The 22,736-nt window shown below is 65.6% G+C and carries 17 protein-coding genes and 1 tRNA gene; 10 read left to right on the top strand and 8 right to left on the bottom strand.

Annotated features, from left to right (window positions below):
• The first annotated feature begins 40 nt into the window (after window positions 1-40).
• Both EYR15_RS03670 and EYR15_RS17340 read left to right on the top strand, forming a co-directional pair.
• Window positions 41-117, top strand: a tRNA-Arg gene (locus EYR15_RS03670).
• 130 nt (window positions 118-247) lie between these two features.
• The gene (locus tag EYR15_RS17340) at window positions 248-367 is read left to right on the top strand and encodes a helix-turn-helix domain-containing protein (protein ID WP_131001490.1); all 120 of its coding nucleotides are present in this window, start codon (window positions 248-250) and stop codon (window positions 365-367) included.
• Window positions 368-548: 181 nt separating this feature from the next.
• Here EYR15_RS17340 and EYR15_RS03660 read toward each other — a convergent pair whose 3' ends face one another.
• Genes EYR15_RS03660 through EYR15_RS03635 form a run of 6 tightly spaced genes read right to left on the bottom strand, consistent with a single transcriptional unit; the run spans window position 549 to window position 8,176 of the window.
• Window positions 549-2,870 (bottom strand): N,N-dimethylformamidase beta subunit family domain-containing protein, encoded by a 2,322-nt coding sequence (locus EYR15_RS03660; protein WP_131001489.1) that lies wholly within the window; start codon window positions 2,868-2,870, stop codon window positions 549-551.
• A gap of 47 nt (window positions 2,871-2,917) precedes the next feature.
• The gene (locus EYR15_RS03655) at window positions 2,918-4,555 is read right to left on the bottom strand and encodes a branched-chain amino acid ABC transporter permease (protein WP_131001488.1); all 1,638 of its coding nucleotides are present in this window, start codon (window positions 4,553-4,555) and stop codon (window positions 2,918-2,920) included.
• 3 nt (window positions 4,556-4,558) lie between these two features.
• Window positions 4,559-5,440, bottom strand: a complete 882-nt coding sequence (locus EYR15_RS03650) for a branched-chain amino acid ABC transporter permease (protein ID WP_131001487.1) — start codon at window positions 5,438-5,440, stop codon at window positions 4,559-4,561.
• Between the two features lie 2 nt (window positions 5,441-5,442).
• Window positions 5,443-6,213 (bottom strand): ABC transporter ATP-binding protein, encoded by a 771-nt coding sequence (locus EYR15_RS03645; RefSeq protein WP_245498121.1) that lies wholly within the window; start codon window positions 6,211-6,213, stop codon window positions 5,443-5,445.
• Window positions 6,210-6,968, bottom strand: coding sequence for an ABC transporter ATP-binding protein (locus EYR15_RS03640; RefSeq protein ID WP_131001486.1), 759 nt, complete (start codon window positions 6,966-6,968; stop codon window positions 6,210-6,212). The genes EYR15_RS03645 and EYR15_RS03640 overlap by 4 nt, the downstream gene beginning before the upstream one ends.
• A complete protein-coding gene (locus tag EYR15_RS03635) occupies window positions 6,968-8,176 on the bottom strand; it encodes an ABC transporter substrate-binding protein (RefSeq protein WP_245498120.1) in 1,209 nt (402 codons plus the stop codon). Before EYR15_RS03635 ends, EYR15_RS03640 begins: the two co-directional genes overlap by 1 nt.
• A gap of 398 nt (window positions 8,177-8,574) precedes the next feature.
• Between EYR15_RS03635 and EYR15_RS03630 the strand changes: the two genes are divergently transcribed.
• The 4 genes from EYR15_RS03630 (at window position 8,575) to EYR15_RS03615 (ending at window position 13,508) form a co-directional block, all read left to right on the top strand.
• On the top strand, window positions 8,575-9,225 hold the full coding sequence (locus EYR15_RS03630; RefSeq protein ID WP_131001484.1) for a response regulator transcription factor: 651 nt from the start codon (window positions 8,575-8,577) through the stop codon (window positions 9,223-9,225).
• On the top strand, window positions 9,218-10,738 hold the full coding sequence (locus EYR15_RS03625; protein WP_245498119.1) for a hybrid sensor histidine kinase/response regulator: 1,521 nt from the start codon (window positions 9,218-9,220) through the stop codon (window positions 10,736-10,738). The genes EYR15_RS03630 and EYR15_RS03625 overlap by 8 nt, the downstream gene beginning before the upstream one ends.
• Window positions 10,739-10,764: 26 nt before the next feature.
• Window positions 10,765-11,979, top strand: coding sequence for an ABC transporter substrate-binding protein (locus EYR15_RS03620; RefSeq protein ID WP_131001482.1), 1,215 nt, complete (start codon window positions 10,765-10,767; stop codon window positions 11,977-11,979).
• A gap of 485 nt (window positions 11,980-12,464) precedes the next feature.
• Window positions 12,465-13,508, top strand: a complete 1,044-nt coding sequence (locus tag EYR15_RS03615; RefSeq protein WP_131001481.1) for a hypothetical protein — start codon at window positions 12,465-12,467, stop codon at window positions 13,506-13,508.
• Between the two features lie 17 nt (window positions 13,509-13,525).
• Here the strand turns inward: EYR15_RS03615 and EYR15_RS03610 are convergent, their stop codons facing one another.
• Window positions 13,526-14,173, bottom strand: a complete 648-nt coding sequence (locus EYR15_RS03610) for a TetR family transcriptional regulator C-terminal domain-containing protein (protein ID WP_131001480.1) — start codon at window positions 14,171-14,173, stop codon at window positions 13,526-13,528.
• A gap of 74 nt (window positions 14,174-14,247) precedes the next feature.
• On the opposite strand from EYR15_RS03610, the gene EYR15_RS03605 reads away from it, so the two are divergent.
• Genes EYR15_RS03605 through EYR15_RS03590 form a run of 4 tightly spaced genes read left to right on the top strand, consistent with a single transcriptional unit; the run spans window position 14,248 to window position 19,293 of the window.
• Entirely contained in the window at window positions 14,248-15,102 is an 855-nt protein-coding gene (locus tag EYR15_RS03605; RefSeq protein WP_131001479.1) for an FAD binding domain-containing protein, read from the top strand.
• Window positions 15,099-15,578 carry a (2Fe-2S)-binding protein gene (locus tag EYR15_RS03600; protein ID WP_131001478.1) on the top strand — a complete coding sequence of 160 codons (480 nt, stop codon included), beginning with the start codon at window positions 15,099-15,101 and terminating at the stop codon, window positions 15,576-15,578. The genes EYR15_RS03605 and EYR15_RS03600 overlap by 4 nt, the downstream gene beginning before the upstream one ends.
• A 2-nt stretch (window positions 15,579-15,580) precedes the next feature.
• Entirely contained in the window at window positions 15,581-17,917 is a 2,337-nt protein-coding gene (locus EYR15_RS03595; RefSeq protein ID WP_131001477.1) for a xanthine dehydrogenase family protein molybdopterin-binding subunit, read from the top strand.
• Window positions 17,914-19,293 carry an amidohydrolase family protein gene (locus EYR15_RS03590; protein ID WP_131001476.1) on the top strand — a complete coding sequence of 460 codons (1,380 nt, stop codon included), beginning with the start codon at window positions 17,914-17,916 and terminating at the stop codon, window positions 19,291-19,293. Before EYR15_RS03595 ends, EYR15_RS03590 begins: the two co-directional genes overlap by 4 nt.
• A 636-nt stretch (window positions 19,294-19,929) precedes the next feature.
• Here EYR15_RS03590 and EYR15_RS03585 read toward each other — a convergent pair.
• A complete protein-coding gene (locus tag EYR15_RS03585; RefSeq protein WP_131001475.1) occupies window positions 19,930-22,239 on the bottom strand; it encodes a putative bifunctional diguanylate cyclase/phosphodiesterase in 2,310 nt (769 codons plus the stop codon).
• Between the last annotated feature and the right edge of the window lie 497 nt (window positions 22,240-22,736).

Below are 22,736 nucleotides of genomic sequence, written 5' to 3'. Positions count from 1 at the left end.
CCCCGGCCCGAGCGATCCGCTAGTTTCCCCGCCAGCTCATGCACCCGTAGCTCAGCTGGATAGAGCGCTGCCCTCCGAAGGCAGAGGTCAGAGGTTCGAATCCTCTCGGGTGCGCCATACTTTCTTACACTTAGCATTGGTTACTCGCAGCGGCTCCGCTTCAGGGTACGCTGGGGATACTTTCGCGATGGCTCCTTGGCCAGGCGTCACGAGGATCCGATCGAGCCGATAAGCGAACCATCTGGCGATGCTCCGCGCCGAGACGCCTACTATTTCTGCTGCGGAGATAGCAGAACGCTTAGATGTCAGTCGCACAACCTTGTACGTCTACTTCCCCCGCACCGCGATCACGTGCGAAGGGGTCTAGGATATGACACCGGACAAGCCAACAGCTGGTTGTGACCCTTAGCTGACCTTCAGAGAGCCCGCTTCGCGACGACCCTCCATTTGCCTAGGGGTCGCGCACGAAAGTAACGGGCCTTTGGCTAAACGGGGCAGCCGCAAGCATTCTCCATGGAGCGTCGAGGCTTTCCGTCGCTCAACTCGCGTCACTTCCACTGTTTCTCTTCGCTCACCCACAGCGAGCCTGGCAGGCGGCCGGGTTTGATGAAGGCGTCGACGAGGTTGGCGAGGAGCTTCGAGACGTTGTTGTCGAAGTTCGCGCAGGGCAGGGCCTGGCCGAACGCGATCGAGCCGGTCGAGAAGACGGCCCCGTCGTTCGGCGCGGTGAAATAGACGAGGTCGGATCGCAACCGATAGTCCTGTGAGCCCGCCAGCCCGGGGTAGGGATATAGGATCTCCTCGATCGACAGCATGTAGTTGTCGCTGTGGCCTCCCGATGAGGCGATGATGCGCGCGTGGGGCGGGGTGCCGTAGCGCAGGTCGTAGCGATCGAGCTCGAGACCGGCCGCGCCGCCGTAGGCGAGCCCGAAATCGCCGATGATCTCGCCCTCGATTCCCTCCATCATCCACGACACCGTGCGGTGATAGCTGTCGGGCATCCGGCGATAGGGGCGGCTCGTCTCAAAGCCTTCGCCGATGAAGCCCACGCCGACGGTCTTCTGCGGCGGCCGGCCCAGATTCTTCCACAGGCCGCTCTTCTGGCCCGTGGTCGCGAGATAGTGCTCGCCCGGCCGCGCCGCCCAGGCGCGCATGCCGGAGTCGAGCTTGCGCACCTCCATGACCCACGGTTCCTCCTCCCGGAACGCGACGTTCCAGTAGAGCCCGTTGCCGCCCATGTAGATGAAGCGCCCGCCGCCCTCGATGTAGTCCTCTGTCGCGTCGAGCATCCGCTCCGAATAATACTCGGGATGGGTGCCGGTCAGGACGCAGGCGTAAGGCTTCATCGCGTCGAGACCGTCGATGTGGACGTCCTCGTCGGTCATGACGTCGTAGTCGTAGCCCTTGTGCTCAAGCCAGGCGAGGATCGAAAGGTCGGCCGGAAACGCCCAGGTGACACCCATGCTCGACATGCGGTGCTTGGGGCGCATGTTGAGGATCGGCCGGCGGTAGGACGAGTAACAGACGCCGTTGCCGTCGGCCCAACTGTCATAGGTCGACATGCCGAACTCCCAGTTCTTGTACATCTCGACGTCGATCTCCGAGACGATCGGCGGCTGCCCGGTCATCGGCTGGATGATGTCGGCGTCGAAGCTGAGATGCTCGTTGGCGTAAGCGAGGTAGCTCGCGGTCGGGAAGATCAGCGCGACCTTGCCCTTGGGCGTCTTCGGCCGGACGAAAAAGACGACGTACTCCTCCGACAGCCCGACGCCCGGCCCGGCCCGGAGACGGATCGCGTAGCAGCCGCTGCGCAGATCGTCCGGCAGCTTGACGCTGCGGGTCACGTCCCAATTGCTGTCCACGACTTGGTCGTAATGGAATTCGACCCCGCCATACTCTTCCGGCGCGAGGCGGAAGCAGTCGTTGCGGCCGCTCCAGTTCCACCCGGTCTGGGCGCGGACTGGACGGTTGTGGCCACGGGCGTTCAGCCCGTGCGGACCGACGTCGATCACTTCGTCGCCGATCCCGCGGTCCGTGTATCCGGCGGTTGTGTCCCAGTAGGCTGTGAGACCGTCAGGCTTCGGCGCCGCGCCGCCTCTGATGGCGTCGAGCTCGTCGCGCGACAGCGCCCGATTGTAGACGCCCGGACGGTCGATCTTCCCGCAGAACGTCTCGGACACGAAATGGCCGCGCGTCTCATGGAAGTCGCGCGACCCGGCCAGCAGGAACGGAGTGTCGGCCAGATGCTTCGGCTTGAAGCGGAACCGCTCCGAGACGTGCGACCGGTAGTCGATCGGGCAGACGCGGCCGAGCAGGCTGTTGTAGCGGTTGGCGACGCTTTCCTGGTGGATGGTCGCGCGGCCCGTCGCGGGATCGTAGGTCGCGGCGACGAAGTACCAGATCTTCGCGACGATCGGAGCTTCGGCCTGGACGTAGTCTACTTCCGACCCCTGGCCGACCCAGAACTCGAAATGCCCGCGCTGGTTGACGCCGAGGCAATAACCGAAATTCTTGTCGTTATTCCAACGCCCGAGGAGGCATTGGCGCAAACCCGCTTCCGGCAGCCCGACATAGGTGAACGCAAACAGCGTGATCGGACCGTCGAGCGCGAGCTTCGCGTCGGGGTCGGCGACCTCGAGGTAGGAGCCGACCTGGGTGTACTGCTTTCGCACGGCCCACCGGCCGTCGGCCTCGCACGCGACCTCTTCCTCCATGAAACCCGGACCGTCCGGATGTTCGTCGCCATGGATGAGGCGGACGAGCTTGGCCTCGGCTTCGGTCGCGCCGTCGGCTGAAACGTGGATGTCGATGGTCTCGCCAGGCTTGGTCGAGATCTTGCTGGCGTAACCGAAGAGTTTGATCTGAGCCATACGTCCGCTCCGGCGAAGGCCGCGCTTTGCGTCGCGCGGCCCGCTGTTCAGGATTCGAGGAGGTCTTGGACCCGGCGCAGGAATACGCCGTGATAGGCCTCGTTCTGCGAGGCGTAGATCTTGTCTTCGACGATGCGCGGGGCGACGCCTCGCTGGCCCGACATCGCGACAATGCGGTAAGCCTTAAACGGCTGGACGACCGTGATGGCGTATTTGTCGCCCAGCGGCTGGCGGCGGAAATACAACAGCAGACGCTCGAGCGGCTCGCTGTGCTGCCCAAGCGGCTGTTTGCGATGCTCCTCGATGACCTCCTCGGAGACCAGCGTCTTGAGGAAATCGCGCTGCATCTTGTCGTAGCGACGCCAATAGAGGACGTCCTTGTCCTTGGTCTCGGCGGCTTCCTCGGGCAGCATCTCGCCCCCTTTCTCCGAACGGATGGAACGGCGTTCGCTCTTCTTCTTGTCGCGCCAGGCGCGGAACTGGGCCTTAATGCCAAACAGCCCGCCCTTCAGCAGCAGCACCACGGCGAGCATGATCAGGCCGATGAGCACGAGCCGCAGCGGCCCCGTCGAGATCATTACCTTGTCGAGGAAGATGACGATCGCGGTGCCTACAACCGCCCCTTCGGCTCGCCCGATGCCGCCAATGACGAGCATGGCGAGGCCAAGCAGCACGGTGTCGAAACCGAAGATCGAGAACGACACGCCGCGGTAATGCGAGGCGTAGAAACCGCCGATGAAGCCGAGCCCGACCGACGAGACCACGAACACCCATACGCGGGCGCGGCGGTAGTCGACGCCGGTCGCCTCGGCGAAAGCCTCGCGCTTCTCCGGCGCCATCTTCAGGATGCGCCCGAGCCTGCGCCCGTCGATGATGCGGTAGAGCGCGAGCGCAAGGAGCAGCAGGCCGAAGCAAGCGTAATAGGACAAAAGCTGCTGGTCGAACGGGTCCCAGCTGTCGGGCACGTAGGAGTCCGCCCCGTAGAGGCCGCCTGTCGACGAGCCGAACTGCTTAGACTGCAGAGTATAGACCCGGCAGAGCTCGTTCAGGCCGATGGTGAGCAGGGCATAATAGAACCCGTCCAAGCGGATTGCCGGGATCGCGATGATCACGCCGAAGACGAGCCCGAGCCCGGCGCCGACAAATGGCAGCGCCCACCAGGGAAGTCCGAGGTGGATGGACATCCACGAGACCCCGAAGGCCGCCGCTCCAACGACCGCATAGCTCGCGAGCGAATAGATCCCGGCGGTGCCGATGATCAGCATCCAGCACAGGTTGATCGCGGCGTAGATCGAGAAGGTCGCGCCGGCTGCGAGCAGCGTGTTCTGATAGCCGCCCGGCATGATCAGCGGCGCCAGCATAAAGGCCAGCAACCCGAGCGCCCACCAGATCGGGCGCTTGTCGACAATAGTCTTCTCGCGCCGCAGCGTCTTCGGGTTGTATTCGCCGCGGATGTTCAGCACGCGCCGGCGCGTCGGCCAGTAACGCAGGCGCGACCAGAGCGCGCCGCCGTGGCCCGGCCACTTGTAGTAGTAGCGCAGCCGGCCGACCGGCAGCATGGGGGTCTTCGACTCGCGGGCCTCGTCCCAGACGCGCTGGGGACTGGCGTACGGGGTCGCCGGGATCTCCTCTTCGGCGCCCTCGACGTCCCAGAGATAGAGCGGATTGCGCCACGCGCCGGCCATCGCTCAGGCCTCCCGGGCGCGGTCGAGCATGCCCGCGATGCCGCGCGGCCTGATCAGCAGGATGACGATGATCAGCACGAACTGCGTGATGAGGACGTATTGGCCGCCGAGCAGACGGCTGGTCAGCGCCTCGTTCAGGCCGAGCACGATCGCGGCGATCACAGCGCCGCGGACGCTGCCGAGCCCGCCGCAGAGCGCGATGCTGACGCCCTTGATCATCGGCGTGAGGCCGCCGAACGGCGAGATGTAATAAGTCTGCGAGAGCAGCACGGCCGCGAGTCCCGCGAGGCCGCCCGTGATCGCCATGACGTAGAAGCCGGTCTTGCGCACGCCGATGCCGACGATCGAGGCGGCGTGCGGGTTCATCATCATGGCGCGGATCTCCAGCCCGCGCCGGCTCGACCGCATCCAGAGCAGCACTGCGGTGACGACCGCGATCGACGTCACGACGTTGCCGATCTTGTCCGACGTCAGGATGATCCCGCCGAGATGGACCTTCCAGAAGCCGAAGATCTCCGGAAGGTTTTTGGCGCGCGGGCCGAAGAACCAGAGCAGCGCCTGGGTGCCGACCAGGCTGATCGCGAGCGTCGCGATCAGCCCACGGACCGTGAAGTTCGGCTTGTCGTGGATCGGGATGAAGGCGAGAGCGCAGACCAGCATCCCGCCGAGCGCGCCCGTCAGCACTCCTGCGCCGAGCACCACGATCCCATTGGCCGTGACATATTGTGAGGCGAGCCACGCGCCGTAGCCCGACAGCGCGAAGATGAAGCCATAGGCGAGGTTGATCAGGCCCACGCTCGACCAGGTGATCGAAAGCCCGATCGCCAGCGTTCCGTAGATGCAGGCGAGCACCACAGCGTTGCTGACGATGAAGCCGATATCCATCGTCAGAGCTCCCGACGCGTCTGGAAACCGAGCGCCGCCGAGGCTTCGCCCTTGAGCTTGCCGGCATGCATGCCGATGACGCGGTCGACCCGGCCTTCGAGCAGCGCCACGTTCTGCTCCGCGATCACCATGGCGCTGTCTTCCAGTTCGACGCTCATCAGCGCGTCGAGGACGCTCTTGCCGATCTTGGGCGCGAGACCGAGCGTGGGCTCGTCCACAAGGAACAGCGACGCGTCCGCCATCAGCCCGCGGCCGATCGAGACCATGCGGCGCTCGCCTCCGGAAAGCCGTCCGACCGGCGTCTTCATCAGCTTCACGAGCGGCGGGAAGATCGCGTAGATGCGCTCCTTGCGCGCCTTGCGCTCCTTCCAGGCTCTTGGGGTGAAGGCGCCGGAATCGAGGTGCTCCTCGACCGTCAGGCCGTGGAAGATCTCGTCGCCCTGCGGAATCAAGGCGAGCCCCTGCCGCACCACGGTGTGGGTGTAGCGGCCCGGCCCCTGGCTTCGCGTCCGGCCGACCTCGACGCCGTTGAGCAGGATCGAGCCGCGCTGCCAGCCGGTCAGGCCCGCGATAGCATAGAACAGGGTCGACTTGCCGTGGCCGTTCAGCCCGACGAGGCCGAGGCGTTCGCCGGAGCTCACGATCAGGTCGAGGTCGTGGATGACGCGCATCGGCCCGTAGCCGGCCGACAGTCCCTTCACGGTCAGGACCGCCCGCTTGCCCGGCGCGGGCGCAAGAGCGGGTGGCGGCGACAAAGCGACGATCGCACTCACGCCCGCGCCTCCTCGTCATAGCTTTCGAAATAGGCCTCGTGGACCTTGGGGTCTTCGAGGATGTCCTTGAGGGAGCCGCTGGCGATGACCTCGCCGGCGTCCATCACCATCACGCCGTCCGCGATCGTCTCCAGCAGCTCGATGCGATGCTCGACGATGATGATCGCGACGTTCATCTCCTTCGACAGCATCCGGATGAGGTGGTCGATCTCGTCGACCTCCGAGTTGATGAGGCCGGCCGCGGGCTCGTCCATCAGCAGGATCGCGGGGCGGCGCATGAGGAGGCAGGCGAGCAGCAGCTTGCGCCGGTTCATGGTCTCGAGCCGCGCGCTCGGCTCGTCGTGGTCGACATGGAGGTGGACGAGCTCGGCGCCGTATTCGGCGTCGAACCGCGTGAGGTATGGGCGGTAGGCCTGTCGGGCGGCCTTGAACGTCTGGCCGACCGTCAGTTCGTCGGGGACCACGGGCGTCTGGTAGGTGCGCCCGACGCCCATCCGCGCGCGGGCGTGGAGCGGCAGGCGCGTGACGTCCTCGCCCTTGAACGTGACCCGGCCGCTCTTCGGCTTGATCCGGCCGGAAAGCACCTCGAACAGGCTGGTCTTGCCCGCGCCGTTCGGGCCGATGATCCCGAGCACTTCCCCGGGGCGCACCGATAGACTGATGCCGTGCAGGATCGACCGGCCTCCAAGATCGAGCCGGATATCCTCGCAGGCGAACAGCGGAGCGTCGGAACGCGCCGCCGCGGTTGCCACCATCAGCTCCACCAGGGCGCCGGCTTAAGGGCGGATTCCTTAATCTCGTACGGGTAGATGATCTTGTGCTCGACGTCTTGGACCTGGACGTAGAGCTGGCTCATGCCCTTCTCGAGCTCCGTCGCCGAGATCGCGAAGCCGTTGTCGGGGAAGTGCGCCGACTCCTGGAGCTCGTTGTTCATGCTCATGTAGCCGCACACGCCCCGATAGGGGTTCGTCCGGATCCAGTCGCACACCGCCTTGAAGTTCGAGGGGTCGCGCGTCGCCTCCCAGGCGGCCTTCAGATAGTAGGCGATGTCGTAGCCGTTGCCGGTGTAGACGAGCCCCATGATCCCGGGGAACCGCTCCTTGTATTTGGCGCGGAAGGCGTTGCCCTTCTCGTCGGCGTAGACGCCGAGCACCGTCGACCAGCAGAAGCCGTTGGCGGCCTCGCCCGCGAGCGTCAGGAATTCGGGCTGCGACGGGCCGTATTGGAGATAGACTAGAGAGTCCGGGACGGGGTCGGCCTGGAATTGCTTGCAGAACGCCGCGTACTCGGCCGCGACCCAGTGGTCGATCATGATCGCGCCGGCGTCGACTTCCTTGAGCTCCTGGATCACCGGGCCCCAATCCTGAACCGGGAACTGGATGTCGGTCACCTTGGCCACTTCGAAGTCGCTCTTCTTGATGGCCGCCTGAGCGGCGCGCGAAATCGTCTGGCAGTAGGCGACCTGCTCCTGGACGATGTGGACCTTTCGGTTCTTGGGCTTCCAGGTCCCCGTCTTCTCCATCGCCTTCAGCCACAGCGGATAGGTGTATCCGTAATGCACTTCCGACGGGTCGGTCTGGAAGACATGGCTGTATTTGGCCGGGTCCTTCTTGAACGCCTCGGTCGCGGCGCGCTGCGTGTTACCCTGGAGGTAGGGGCACTTGTAGCGCGCCGAGACGTCCATCGCGGGGATCGGCACGAACAGGAAGGCGTTCGAAATCGCGTGGACCTTGGCGTCGATGCAGGCCGCGATCGCCTGCTGGCAGCTTTCCGGCGAGAGCTTGTCGACGTCGGTGACGAAAAGCTTGAGCGGTCGCCCGTTGATTCCGCCGGCCGCGTTGATCTCCTCCATGGCGAGCGTGGTGCCGTTGAGATGGTCGAGATCGTCGGCGACGCCTGCGGCCGCGGTTTGCGAGGTCGGAACGCCGAGCACGATCGGTTCGGCGGCCCAGCCGCGGGACACGAACGGCGCCGAAAGCGCGGCGGCCGCGCCTCCTGCGACGGTCGCCTTTACAACTGAACGACGCGTCAAAACGGCCATATCGATCCCCCGGCGCTATCGAGCCCGACGTCGCGCTCTATCGCGGCGTCTAGACGTTTCGATATGATCATGCACGGCGATTTTTCTTCGTCAATGACTTTTGTTCCCAGAAGAAACGCTCTGCGCATTGGCTCCAGTGGCGCGGCCCGCCGCCTGTGGAGCGGTCGAGGTCGATTGATCGAGCCACGCGTTTCGCGTAGATCATTCGTATGGTTGTGATGGATTCGGTCGACGCCGTTGAGAGCGAACCTTCGAACGTTGAAGGGGGCCGTCGCCGTCCCTCGCCGAGCGAAAGCGGTCGCGACGCCGAAGGCCCGCGGATGAAGATCGTCATCGCCGACGATCACTGGATGGTCCGGGAATCGCTCAAGCAGGTGATGCGGCGCCTGGAGCAGTCGATCGATATCCACGAAGCCGAAAGCTTCGGCGAGGCGGCGCGCACGCTAGCGCTTCACCCCGACGTCGATCTGATGCTGATCGACCTCGTGATGCCGGGCTTCGACTCCTTCGCGGGGCTTCGCCGCCTGCGGAAGGCGTTTCCGACCGTTCCTGTGGTGATCGTTTCGGTCCACGAGGACGTCGAGCACATCCTGCGGTCGCTCGAGCAGGGCGTGATCGGCTACATCCCGAAATCGGCGGGCGCGCCGGAAGTAGAGCGCGCGCTCGAACGGGTGCTCGCCGGCGAGGTGTCGTTCCCCCGAAAGATCATCGAGCGCTCTGCGATGGCGGATGGGGGGGCCAAAGCCGCGCTGCCGCCGCGCGACGGCCTCGAGCTGACGGCGCGGGAGATCGAGGTGCTGAAGGCTCTCGGCCAAGGGCGGTCCGTCAAGCGCATCGCCACGGAACACGCCGTGAGCGAGCAGACCGTGCGCGTCCACATCCGCAACGTGATGAAGAAGCGGAATCTCGGCGACCGGTCCGCGGTGGTGCACTACGCGCTCAACGCCTATGGCGGCGCGGGACGTGGCTGAGAACGGCGACGCCGAGCTCATCCGAACGATCTTCTCCGGCTTCGACTCGCTCAGCGACGGCGTCGCGATCTGGCGGCCCGACGCGACCCTGCTTTTCGCCAACCGGGCGTTTCGCAGGTCGTTCGATTTCGATCTGCCCGCCGATACGCCCTACGCCGATTTCGTCGAACGCGTCGTCGCCTCGCACGAATGGCGGTTGCCGGGCTCGCCCGAAGGATGGGCCGCCGCCAAGATCGACCGGTTCGGCGAGGTATGCGACGAGACCTACGCAACGGCGGACGGCCGCGTCGTCCGAAGCGTAATGGCGCCGACCGACGACGGCGGCGCCTCGCTGACGCTTTCGGACGTCACGGCGGGCGAGCGCCGGGAGGCGGAGCTGCGCGCCGCCCGCGACAAGGCGGAAGCGACGGACGAGGCGAAGTCACGGTTCCTTCGCGCCGCGAACCACGATCTGAGGCAGCCGCTCGCCGCGCTCAAGATCATGCTGTTCAATTGCCGGGCCGAGACCGACGCGGAGACACGCGACGAGCTCCTGCACGGCATGGACGTCACGACATCGGTGATGGAGGACCTGCTCGGCGCCTTGCTGCAGATCGGGCAGCTCGACGCCGGCCGCATCAAGCCGCGCGTGTCGACCTTCCAGCTGTCCCATCTGTTCGAGCGCATGGACATCCAGCTCCGCCACCAGGCGAAGGAAAAAGGACTGCGCTTCCGCATCGTCGGCACGCGCGCGACCATTACAAGCGACCGCCTTCTGCTCGAGCGGATCCTCAACAACCTAGTCGCCAACGCGATCCGCTACACCGACCTCGGGGGCGTCGTCATTGGCTGCCGGCGACGGGGCGACATGCTGCGCATCGACGTCGTGGACACCGGCCGCGGCGTCGCGCCGGACGACCAGGCTCGGATTTTCGACGAGTTCTACCGCGCCGCCGACGACCGGCGCCTTGAGAAGTCGGGCCTCGGGCTCGGCCTCAGCATCGTCAGCCGCCTCGCCAGCCTGCTCCACCATCGCGTCGAGCTGAGTTCCAAGCCGAAGGTCGGCTCGCGGTTTTCGGTCTATGTGCCGCTCGGCAACGTCTGGCACAGCCAGGTCGTCGAGACGGAGGTCAACGAGGCGGTCGCGGGCGAATTCGTCGGCGCGCCGATCCTCTTCGTCGAAGACGACGACGTTCTGCGAAGCTCGATGGGTCAACTGCTCGACCGCTGGGGCGTCGATCAACGCTCCGCCGCGAGCGCCGACGAGGCGATGCGGTTCTTGGAGGCCGGATTTCGCCCCCGCCTGATCCTCGCTGATTACAGCATCCGCACCACCACCGGCATCGACGTCATCGAGAGCGTGCGCCGCGTCATCGGCGCCGAAATTCCCGCCTGCATCATCACGGCCGACGCCGAACCGAAGGTGCTGGAGCGCGTCAGGTCGGCCGGCGTGCCGCTGCTGGTGAAGCCGGTCAGCCCGCCCCGGCTGCGGGTGATGATGCACCATCTCCTGTTCGAGCAGAGCCGCGGCTAAGCCTAATCCTTCGAGAGATCGACGCCATGATGAGCTCCCCAATCCCGATCGGCAGCATGATCCCGCTGACGGGCCCGTCGGCGGCCGACGGGGCGGAGTTCCGCAAGGGCGTCATCCTCGCGTCCGAGGAGATCAACGCCAATGGCGGATTACTGGGCCGGCCAATCAAGCCGTTCTTCGCCGACACTGGCCGGCAGAGCGCGGAAGAAGTCGTCGCCGCGGCCCGACTGCTGATCGAAAGGCGCGACGTCCACGCCATTGTCAACGGCTACAATATCGGTCCGCAGAACTCGGAATACGAACCGATCGCCGACGCCGGAATCCTTTACATCCACGCCAACACACTCCTTCAGCACCACGATACCGTGATGTCGGATCCGGAGCGCTACTTCGGCTGCTTCATGACGGATCCCGCGGACTACTGGTACGGGCCGGGATTCCTGAAGTTCATCTCCTGGCTTCGCGACTCGGGACAGTGGAAGCCGCCGTCCAACCGCATCGCGATCGTCTCCGGATCGAACCCGTACAGCATCGTCATAGCGCAGGCGATGGCGTCCTCGGCCGCGAGCTTCGGCTGGAAAGTATGCTTCGGGCCCGAGATCGTGCAGACGCCGACGACGGAATGGCGCGCGGCTCTCGAAGCCGTCAGGGCGAGCGAACCTGCGGTCATCGCGAATACGCATTTCTACTCGGGCGATCTGGCGAGCTTCCAGATCCAGTTCATGGAACAGCCGACCAATAGCCTCGTCTATTTGCAATACGGCGCCATGCACCAGTCGTTCTCCGACATCGCCCAGCGCAAGGGCGTCGGGGTGCTCGTCAGCACCGTGATCGGCCTGCTGCGCGACGAGATCGGCCGAAGCTTCGCCTCTCGCTACATCGCGCGTTTCGGTGAGGGCTCGACCCCGCAGATCGGGTGCCAGTCCTATACGGCGCTCCACCACTACGCGCTGGCGGCCTCCTACGCGGGCGGTTCGGCCGGCCCGGGAGGGTTCGAGCAGAACCGCCGGGTCGCTAAGGCGCTCAAGACCGTCATCTACCGCGGGGTCTCGGGGACGATCCGCTTCGATGAGACGTGGCAGGCCGCAACGCCCTACCCGGTAGTGACGCAGGATCCCTCGCTCGGATTGCCCCATCTGTTTTTCCAGATAAGGCCCGACCTGAAGCAGCTGGCGCTGATCGCGCCCGAGCCGTTCAACACCGACCGCTTCGTCCTGCCCCCCTGGATGACGCCGGTCTAGCGTCGCTAGGGCCAATCCCGCTATATGGCGGCGGTTTCCAGGCGCCAACAGAAGCTGCTTTGTATCGTTCATCGACGTCTGCTTCCCGATGGCGACGCTATGTCCGCAAATGGCGCGAACAGCCGGATCAGTGCCATCCAGCGGCCGGGCTTAACCCATATTGGATACAATCCAGGTACTGAAATCGCTGATCAAGCTCACATCCTCATGGTTTTCCAGCGTGACCGGCCCTCGTGGTTGGATGCCGTAGTATCCAGTCGTTGCGATTGCGCCACTGCTGAAGCCAGTCCTGCCAGCCAGCGCGCTAAACTGTCTCTCTATTGCCAATGCAGAAGCTCTGAAAAAGAGGGAAGTCCGGCAGCGATGCGCCTGGAGAGTTGTGGGTTAGAGGGAGAGGCACGTGCGCTAACTTCTCTTCATGCGAGCCTGAACTTGCGGAGCCCGCATGCGTTCAGACTCGGTAAGCGCCCAGCGAACCATGGACGATGATGATCCGTCACCCCGAGCAGGATGCGTGGGCCTTCGACGCCGACGCGCATCTCAAGTCCATGACGTCGCTGGACTGGGCTGACTCGGTCCAGGGCTCGACAGAAAAGGGGGATATGCCAACGGCCGAGCCGCGGACGGAGCCGAAGGCTGCCGCCCCGCAGGAGATTGAGCCGCGCTTCAGCACAAGGGCGCCTCGGCTGATCGCGAGCGCGCCCGCGGCGGCGGATGTCGAGGAGCGCCGGCGGCCGAGCGCCGTGACGCTCGTTGTCCTGTGCGCGGCTTTCGCTGCCCTGGGATTTGCTGGGGTCCGCATGTTCGGCGGACCGGGGGAGGGCTCGCCGGCGAATGCACCCGCAACTGCAGACGGCGCCGCGGACGCACAGCGGGGCGATCGGCTCACCGCCCTCAACATCGAGATCGAGAGCCGCCAGAAGGTGCTCGCCGATCTCCAGCGCAAGATCGACGACAGATCCGTCGCGCTCGAAGCGCCCGACGACGCGGCGTCCGGCCGAGCGTCGAAGGAAGAGCTGGGGGCGCCGGAGAGCAGGAGCGCCCCCCGTCGCCCCGCGCAGGTTGCGCGCCCGCAGGAGGAGGTCTCTCCAAGGGACACAGTTGCGGAAGATCTGCCGTCGGACGAGCTTCCGAGCCGGACCGGTAGCATAGCCGCGCCGCCGCCGAGCGCACCGGCCCGCGGCGCTGCGCCGGCTCCTCGCGCGTCTGCCGAAGCGCCATCGACTGGCAGAGTGCGCGTCTTCATCCACGTGCCGATCGGCGCGGCTGGAACGCTCGCCCGTGCTCGCGCCATCGCCGCGGAGCTCGCCCGTGACGGCGTGGCCGTGGCGGATATCCGCAGCGTGCCGCACGCAGTTCGCCGAGACGCCGTGCGTTATTTCTACGACGCCGACCGAGCCGCCTTGGGGACGGTCGAGCGCGCGGTGCGCGACGCGTCTCCCCCCGGCGGGCCGCCGCCGGCGGCGCAGGACTTCAGAGGCTACGCCGCCCCGCCCCGCCCTGGGACGCTGGAGATCTGGCTCTCCTGAGGCGCCGGAACGTCTTCTCAGTCTCGCGCGCGCGGCAGCGCGCCTCGGAGGATGATGTCGGCGATCGCGTCCGACGCAGTCTCGAATTCCGCTTCGGTGAGGCGCTCAACGCCTCGGACCGCGACGACCTCCGAAGCGTAGGTCGCGTAAAACTCCGTCGACGCCCAGATCAGGAAGAACAACGTACGGGGATCCACTGGACGAACTCGGTTCGAGCGGCGCCAGTGTTCGACGAGATCGAGCTTCGCCTGCAGGTGCGGGAGCAATTCGTCACGGACGAAGGACTCGATCTTCGCGCCGCCCCGGAGGATCTCGCCCGCGACGATCCGCGAGGCCGCTGGATGTGCGAAGGAAACGCGCATTTTGGCTCTAATGTAAGCGGAGAGGGCTTCCTCGGGCGGCCCCTGAGTGTCGATGCGGTCGATCTCCGATAGCCAGAGGTCGAGAACCTGCGACAGCACGGCGTCGTAGAGCGCCGTCTTGCTTCCGAAGTAATAGTGCACCGTCGCAGTGGGCATGTCGGCGCGAGCAGCGATCTCGGCGACCGTCGCCGCAGCCGGGCCGCGCTCGGAGAACACCTCCGCGGCCGCATCCAGGATTCGTCCCTGCGCGGCGTCCCGGATCCTCGCCTTCGCCGCCGTCGCCGCCGCCGTCCTCGTCGCCATGCGGATGTCCGATCGTTAAGTGGCACACGCGTTGCATCGATCCTGACGATCAAATCAGGATCGTCGAGGAGCAGATGATTCCGCTCGATTTTGACTATGCCCGGCCAGCCTCCGTTGATGAAGCGCTCGGCCTTCTCGCAAAACCCGGCGCGGTCGCGCTCGCCGGGGGTCAAAGCCTGCTGCCGATGCTGGCCGACCGGAGCGTTTCGGCAGGGCTGGTCGTGGATATCGGCCGTCTCCCGGATCTGAAGAGGATCGACGTCGCCGACGGGCTGCTCACGATCGGAGCCGCCGTCACGCTTACCGCCGCCATGTGCTCTAAGGTCTCCGAGGCGGCCCCGCTGCTTTCGGAGGCCATCCTGTCCGTCGGGTCGGCTGCGGTCCGCAACCGCGGAACCCTTGTCGGCAATCTGGTCCGCGCCAGCCCGAACAGCGAGCTCCCTTCCGCCGTCGTCGCGCTCGGCGCGACGCTGGCGCTGACCAGCCTCGACGGAGAACGGACGCTCGCCGCGGAAGACTTCTTCCTCGGCGCGCATGAGACGGCGCTTGCGCCGGGCGAGCTCGTCACCGCGCTTCGCATCCCTACCGCGTCGCCGAACGCCTCGGTGTCCGCCTTCGGAGAGATATCGTCACGTGCGGGCGCGCCGCCGCTCTGTTGCGTCGCCGTCGATCTGCGGCTCGACGGGACCGACATCGTCGCGGCGAGGATCGTGGCAGGCGGCCTTGCGAACCGACCTTTGCGCTGTTCGGCCTTTGAAGCCGCACTCTTCGGCTCGGTCTCCGCCGTCTCCACGACGCTCAAGGCGGACGTCGCCCTTCCGGACAGCTCTGACGGTCCAGCTGCGGATTACGCCCGCGACGTTCTGCCTGTACTCATTCGGCGCACGGTCGCGCGGGCCGTCGCCAAGATTGAAGGGAGCGCCGCATGACGTCGTCCGCCTTTCAGATGACGCTGACCGTCAACGGCGAGCGCTCCGACCATGCGGTGCGGCCCCGCCTCCTCCTGTCCGAACTGCTTCGGGATACGCTTCGCCTCACCGGCACCCACGTGGGCTGCGGCACCGGCGCCTGCGGCAGTTGCACGGTGCTGCTCGACGGCGAGCCCGTGCGATCATGCCTCACCCTTGCGGTGCAGGCCGACGGCTCGGAGGTCGAAACCATCGAGAGCGTCGGCACGCCGGAGGCTCTCCATCCCGTCCAGGCCGCGTTCAACAAGAGCCACGCGCTTCAGTGCGGCTTCTGCACACCGGGCTTCATCATGTCGGCGGTCGCCCTGTTCAGGCGATCGGCGAAACCGAGCGGCGAACAGATCGACTCGATGTTGCAAGGGCACCTCTGCCGCTGCACGGGCTACCGCAACATCAAAGAGGCGCTCCGCTCCGCGGCGGAAACGGCGGAGGCCTGACGATGGCTGCTGGTCGACTTGTCGGCGCCCCAGTTCCCCGCATGGAGGACGCCCGCCTGCTGCTCGGGCAGGCTCAGTTCGTCGCCGATCTCGAGGCGCCGCGCATGCTCCATATGGAGGTCGTCCGGTCGCCGATGGCGCACGCGGCGATCAACAACGTCGACGTCTCCGAAGCGCTGGCGTTTCCAGGCGTGCGGCTCGCCCTGACGGGGGAGGACGTGCTGTCGTACGGCAAGCTGCCGTCGATCGATCTCGCCGGCCCCGGCAACGCCGCCCTGCAGCGCATGCTCGCCGTCGGCCGCGTCCGCTTCGCTGGCGAGCCGGTGACGATCGTCGTCGCCGACGATCCATGGATCGCCAAGGAGGCCGCCGCGCTGGTCTCGCTTGATCTGACGGAGATGCCCTTCTCGCTCGACGCCGAGGAGGCCTCCGGGAGCTCCGCCCCCGTCGTGCTGTACCCTGAGCTCGGCGGCAACATCATCCACACGGCGCGCCAGTCCGTCGGCGACGTCGATGCGGCGTTCGCCGAGGCCCACCACGTCGTCGACGCGACATACCGCGTCCATCGCTACCTTGCCGCTCCGATGGAGACCCGCGGCGTGCTCGCCGATCCGACGGGCGCGGGCCGCCGGATCACGCTGACGAGCTCGACGCAGTTCCCGCATCTGCTCCGTGGGTTCCTCGCCGGGGTCCTCGGCCTGTCCGAGGGTGATATCCGGGTTATCGCGCCCGACGTCGGCGGCGGTTTCGGCGTGAAATGCGAGTTTTATCCGGAGGAGGTCCTCGCCGTCGTAGCCGCGCGCAAGCTCGGCCGCCCGGTCAAGTGGATCGAGAGCCGCGAGGAGCACTTCGTCGCGACCACCCACGCCCGCGAGCAGGTCCATCACCTGCGCGCGGCGGTCGACGCGGAGGGCGTCGTCACCGCGGTCACGCTGCGCTCCGTCACCGACAACGGGGCGGCGGCGGCGACGCTGTCGGTGACCCCGGCCTCGATTTCCTCCGCGATGCTGCGCGGGCCCTACCGCGTCCCGAACTACCGAGCGGAATCCCATTCGGTCGTCACCAACAAGACCCCGCTTGCGGTCTATCGCGGCGCCGGCCATCCCCAGGCGGTGCTGTGCATGGAGCTGACCATGGACCGCATCGCGCGCGAGATGGGAATCGACCGGGTGGAGCTTCGGCGGAGAAACATGCTCACTCCGGCGGACATGCCGAGCGACCGCGGCACCGCGATCGTGCTCGCAGGGGCCGTGATCTACGACAGCGGCGACTATCCGGGCTGCCTCGATCGGGCGCTCGAGCTCGCGGGATGGACGAGCCGGGCCGAACGCGAGGCGGACGCCCGGAGCCGCGGGAAGCTGCACGGCGTCGGCATCTCCTGCTTCGTCGAGGAGACGGCGATCGGTCCTTATGAGACCGGCCATGTCCGTGTTGACGGGAGCGGCAAGGTCACGGTCCTGACCGGCGCCTCGCCGCACGGGCAGGGAACGGCGACCGCGATCGCGCAGCTCGTGGCCGACGAGCTCGAGATCGACATCGCGAGCATCATCGTCCATCACGGCGACACCGACGTCGTGCCGGACGGCGTCGGCACCTTCGCGAGCCGCGGGGGCGCGATCGCAGGCGCCGCGGCGCGGCTCGCCGCCCGAAAGGTCAAGGAAAAGGCCCTCGTCGTCGCCGCCGAAATGCTCCAGGCGAAGCCCGGCGACCTGGTGTGGGCGGAGGGCGAGGCTCGCACAGCGACAGGCGCCAGCATGCCGCTCGCCGCGATCGCGGGACGCTCGACCGCCTGGAACGCGATGCCGAGCGGGATCTCCTCCTTCAACCTGGATGAGAAGGCGCACCATCAGGTTCCGGGCATCGCCTTCGCGAACGCGACGCATGTCTGCTCGATCGAGATCGATCCCGAGACGGGAGAACTCGAGATCGTCGGCTACGCCGTCGTCCACGATTGCGGCACGGTCATCAACCCAATGATCATCGAGGGCCAAGTCCTCGGCGGCCTCGCCCAGGGGCTTGGCGGCACGCTGTTCGAAGAGCTGCGCTACGACGAGAAAGGCCGTCTCGCGACCAAGAGCTTCGCCGACTACCTCATGCCGACGGCGGCCGACATGCCGCAGGACGTGGCGCTCGGCAGCATGGAATCGCCGTCGCCCCTCAACCCGTTCGGCATGAAGGGAGCGGGGGAGGGCGGCACGACCGGCTCTGTCGCGGCGGTCGCAGGGGCGGTGGCTGACGCGCTCGCGCCGCTTGGGGTGACGGTCGCGAGCGACGGCCCGTTCACGCCGCCCGCCATTCGCCGGCTGATCAGGGCCGCTGAGACAGCCAAAGTCGCATGAGCATCCTGATCAAGGACGCCTGCGTCATCACGATGAACCCTGGCCGTCAAATCATTGAGCGCGGCAGCGTGTTGATTGAAGGCGACCGCATCCTGGAGATCGGCGCCGGCGACGAACTAAGCTCCCGGGCGGAGCCGCAATGGGAGATCATCGACGCCGCGGGTCAGATCTTGATCCCCGGGATGATCAACACGCACACGCACTTGTTCCAGACCCTGCTGAAGGGCCCGGGCGACGACATGGCGCTGAAGAAGTGGTTCACTTGCATGACAGGTCCGGCTGCGGTCGAACTGACCCCGGACGACGCCCACATCGCCGCGCTGCATGGCTGTGTGGAATCGATCCGCTCAGGCGTCACCACGCTTGTCGACTTCATGTACGCCCATCCCCGACCCGGGCTAACGCAGGCCGTGTTCGACGCCTACTTGGCGACCGGGATGCGAGGCTTCGTCTGCCGCGGCTTCCTTTCGGGCGGTGAGCAATATGGCGCGCCGAAAGAGCTGATCGAAACGGCTGAAGCCGCGTTGGCCGACGCGCGATCGCTGATCATCGCCAACAATCAGCCGGGCGGCCGGGTCCAGGTCGGGCTGGCGCCCTGCATGATCTGGACGCTCGACGAGGACAGCCTGAAGAAAACGCGGGCGCTTGCCGACGAGTTCGGCGTTCTCGTGACGATCCACGTTTCGGAGACGCCGTTCGAGATCGAACACGCGCGGTCCGTCTACGGGCGAACCGACACGGAGGTGCTGAGCGACGTCGGTTTCATGGGCCCCGACGTGCTCGCGGTTCACTGCGTCCACTGCAGTTCGAAGGACATCGGCATCCTGCGCCGGCACGATGTGAAGGTGTCGCACAACCCGTGCAGCAACATGTATCTCGCCTCGGGCGTCCCGCCGATCCCGGAGATGCTGGCGGCGGGTCTTACTGTCGGGCTTGCGAGCGACGGCCCGGCGAGCAGCAACAACCACAATCTTTTTCAGGCCATGAAGTTCGCAGCGCTGATCCAGAAGGGCTTCAGCGGCGACGCCGAGATCATGACCGCGCTCAAGGCGCTCGAGATGGCCACGATCGACGGCGCCCGCGCGGTCGGCCTCGATAACGAGATCGGCTCGATCGAGTTGGGCAAGAAGGCGGATCTCGCGCTCGTCGACCCGCGAAGCGCGTTCATGTCGCCGATCCACGATCCGATATCGGCGATCGTCTATTCGGCCCTTGGCCACGAGACGACGCATGTTCTTATCGACGGCAGGATCGTCATGCGCGACGGCCGGATAGAGACCGTCGACGAAGGCGCGACCCGCCGTAGCGCCCAAACCGCGGCCGCGTCGCTCGTTGAACGCGCATCGATCAAGAGCTCTGCTTCAAACTGGATGTGACGCACACCGCTGATGATCACTGCCCTCAGGACTTTACGGACTGGACGCGCTGAGGCCGATCACACAAGTCGGCATGTCGATTAAAAAGCGGGGTACGAAGCTCTCTGCCATTCTCGCCTCGCGCCAAGTCCTTTTTTCGGAGGTAGGCCACGATCTCCGCGCCCGAGACGTCGCCCCTGAGGATCGGATCGATCAGGTCGCGATGACGTTCGATCACGGTTGCGATGTTCCTCACCACACGGTGGACGACGCGATGTAGAGCCTCAGCTTGTTAGATATTATGCGTAGCGATCGCCGAGACGATTGACCCTAAGGAGAAGTTGGTACCGTCCGGTTTGGATATTTTGCGGAGGCTAGACTCTCCTCGCGCTCTTACTTCTGGCCTCTCCGGCATCGTCTTCAGCCATTTGCGTGATCGACGGCGACACCCTGGACGTGGATGGGGACAGCATTGGCCTCCGGTCCGACGCCGGCCCGATCGATGCGCCGGCGCTCGGGAAGGCGAGGTGCGCGCTCAAGCAGTTCCGAGGCGGCGAATGAACGGCTCACGCAGATCATAGCGCCGAACGACTTCATCAATCGGCCGACGTGGTGCGAGGGACGATGACGAACCGGCCTTACCGCACCGCGGAAAGCTCAGGCGGCTTCGCGGCGGTTCAGGAACAAGTGGAACTCAGCCAGCGGCAACGGGCGGCTTAGATAGTAGCCCTGCACCAGATCACACCCCTCTTCCGCGGCGAAGTTCAGCTGTTCGACGGTCTCGACCCCCTCGACCGTTATTGACATGTTCAAGGCGCCGGCGAGCGCGACGATCGCTTGGAAGATCGCGGCGCACCCGCGATCCGCTGGAAGGTCACGGACGAACGAGCGGTCGATCTTGATCTTGCTAAAGGGGAAGCGGCGGAGATATCCGAGAGAGGCGTAACCCGTTCCGAAATCGTCCATTGCGAGGCCGATGCCGTACGCTCTGAGAAGCTCGAGCGTCGTCAGCGTCCGCGCTTCGTCCAGCAGCAGAACGCCCTCCGTGATCTCCAAAACAAGCCGCTGCGGAGGCAAGCCGGAGGCGGACAGTGCGCCCATAATCGTTTCGATGAGGGCGGGGTCGCGAAACTGCGTAGGCGACAGGTTCACCGCGATCCGCATATGGCTAGGCCAGGAGGCGGCGTCTTGGCAGGCGCGGCTCAACACCCAGCTTCCGATTCCAGAGATCAGACCGGTCTCCTCGGCTACGGTGATGAAGTCAACTGGGGACACGAGCCCGCGCCCGGGGTGACGCCAGCGCACAAGCGCCTCGGCCGCCTTCACTTCAAGCGTTCGAGGATCGACTAGCGGTTGGTAGTGAACTTCGAACTCGTTTCGGATGAGAGCCTGCGCGAGGTCGATCTCCATCTGCTGGCGCTCGCGCGCCTGGCGCTGCAGTTCCGGATCGAAGCGGCGGGCCAGCCCCTTACCGTCCAACTTGGCTCGATAGAGGGCTAGATCTGCGTTCCGCAGAAGCTCTTCAGGCTGCTCTCCATCGTTAGGAGCGATCGCCAACCCAGCGCTCGCGCCGATTTCGACCGTGTTGTTTTGAAGCGTGAAAGGGCGGCTGAGTGAATCCACTACCGCTTGCGCGAGCCGCTCGGCATCGAATTCGGTCACTCCATCGGGGGCCAAGACAGCGAACTCATCTCCGCCCAACCTCGCGACGACCGAGCGGCTCCCTGCTGAGGCCTCCAGCCGCTGCGCGACTTGGCGCAGCAGCGCGTCGCCAGCTGCATGACCGAACGTGTCGTTCACAAATTTGAACCGGTCGAGGTCGATAAGCAGTATGGCGAGTTGAGCTCCATTTGACAGACAGGCCGCCGCTCGCGCGGCCAGCAGATCGCCAAATCGGGCGCGGTTCGGCAATCCGGTCAGTGCATCCGAGAAGGCGAGCGTGCGCATCCTCTGCTCAGCACTAAGTCGCTCGCGTTGATCGCGTATGGCGACGACCGCTTGCCTCTCTCGTCCGAAGTGGACCTCACGACGAAGCACCCGGACCGGAACGCGTTGCCCGTTTGCAGCTACGAGTTCGGCGTCGAGTTCCTGACGCTCCGGAAGATTGACCAAGTTCACGCCCGGCAGAAGGACGCTCATCGGCCGGCCAGAGAGGGCGGCCGATGGCAAACCGCTGAGCTCCTCAAGACTTTGGTTTATCGTTGCGATTAATTCGCCGTCACATAGAAGCAGCCCCTCCACCGCCACGCTCGCGAGCTCCCGTAGCCGTTCTCGGTCGCGCCGGGCTGCGGCTCGGGCGGCCAGCGCGAACCGCAAGCCGAGGACCGCCAGCACGAACAGCACAGCAGAAGCGCCAGCGACAACAGGCGCCACCAACCGGGCGGGAAGAATTGCGGGACCGAGTTCGATCCGCGGATCAAACACGAACGTGGCGGCGGCCATGCCGCTGAAATGGAGAACTGCGATGGCGGCGAGAAGCAGCGGGGCGCCAAGCCTGCGGATGGGCGGTCTTCGATCTCCAGAGGCTACCGTAGCGACCCCGAACATCGCCAAGCTGACGACGATCGAGCCCCCGACCAGCACATCGTCCCAGACGACGTAGCCGGTGACGACGTACGAGGCCTGGCCGAGATAGTGCAGCGTGGTGACGCCAAGGCCGAGCACCACTCCGGCGACGAAGCGACGCTCGCGATCGTGTCTTCCGACACCTAACCACACGCCGGCGCCGATGCCGACCGTGCCGGCGATCAGTGAGACCGCCATAAGGGTCGGATCAAAGCCAGCCTCCATTCCCGGCTGGAAAGCGAACAGCCCGATCATATGCGTCGCCCAGGCTGTGCAGCCCGCGGCCGTGATGCCGACTACACCCCATACCTTGCGCGCTCGGCCATCCACGAGCCCCGCGTGAGCGGCAATCGACGACGAGCCATAAACGCCAATCGCGCAGACGATGGCCGCGAGAAGCAAAAGGCGCTGATCGTGCGCATCAGTAATGCAGGTCAGTATTGATCGCACGCTTGTCGCTGCTCGAGAACCCGTGACCCAATGCAGCGATCATGAGGTTCATTTAGTTAAAACAACACCCGCGTAAAAACTCACTTTTGCTTGCATTGCTGGCGCCACCGCCGCGCAGTCGCCACCGAGGTTGGTTCGCTATGGTCTTCCCCTGTCGGGAGCTTCCGTCGTCACCCAATTTGGGATTCGCCACCCTCGTCACAATCAGCCTTATTCCGGGCTGATGAAGCGCTCGTAATCTCGATCATTGTCATTTGCTGGATAGGAACCCAACCATGCGCCATGGCGTAGTCCGCCGGGCGTGTCCTTCTAAACCGCCCACGTCGTCCCCGTCCCTGAGTTCCGGACAGCTCGCAGGGATGGGGGCGACGTCACCTCTCCGCATACTAGCTCTTCGCACCCGCCTCGCTTTTCGAGCGGAGCACTTCAGCCGCCGAGCAGCCTCCGCC

The sequence above is a fragment of the Hansschlegelia quercus genome, from assembly GCF_004310425.1.
GTDB lineage: Bacteria > Pseudomonadota > Alphaproteobacteria > Rhizobiales > Methylopilaceae > Methylopila > Methylopila quercus.
The sequence above is the reverse complement of the archived record's forward strand: the minus strand, read 5'-3'. Positions and strand labels throughout refer to the sequence as shown.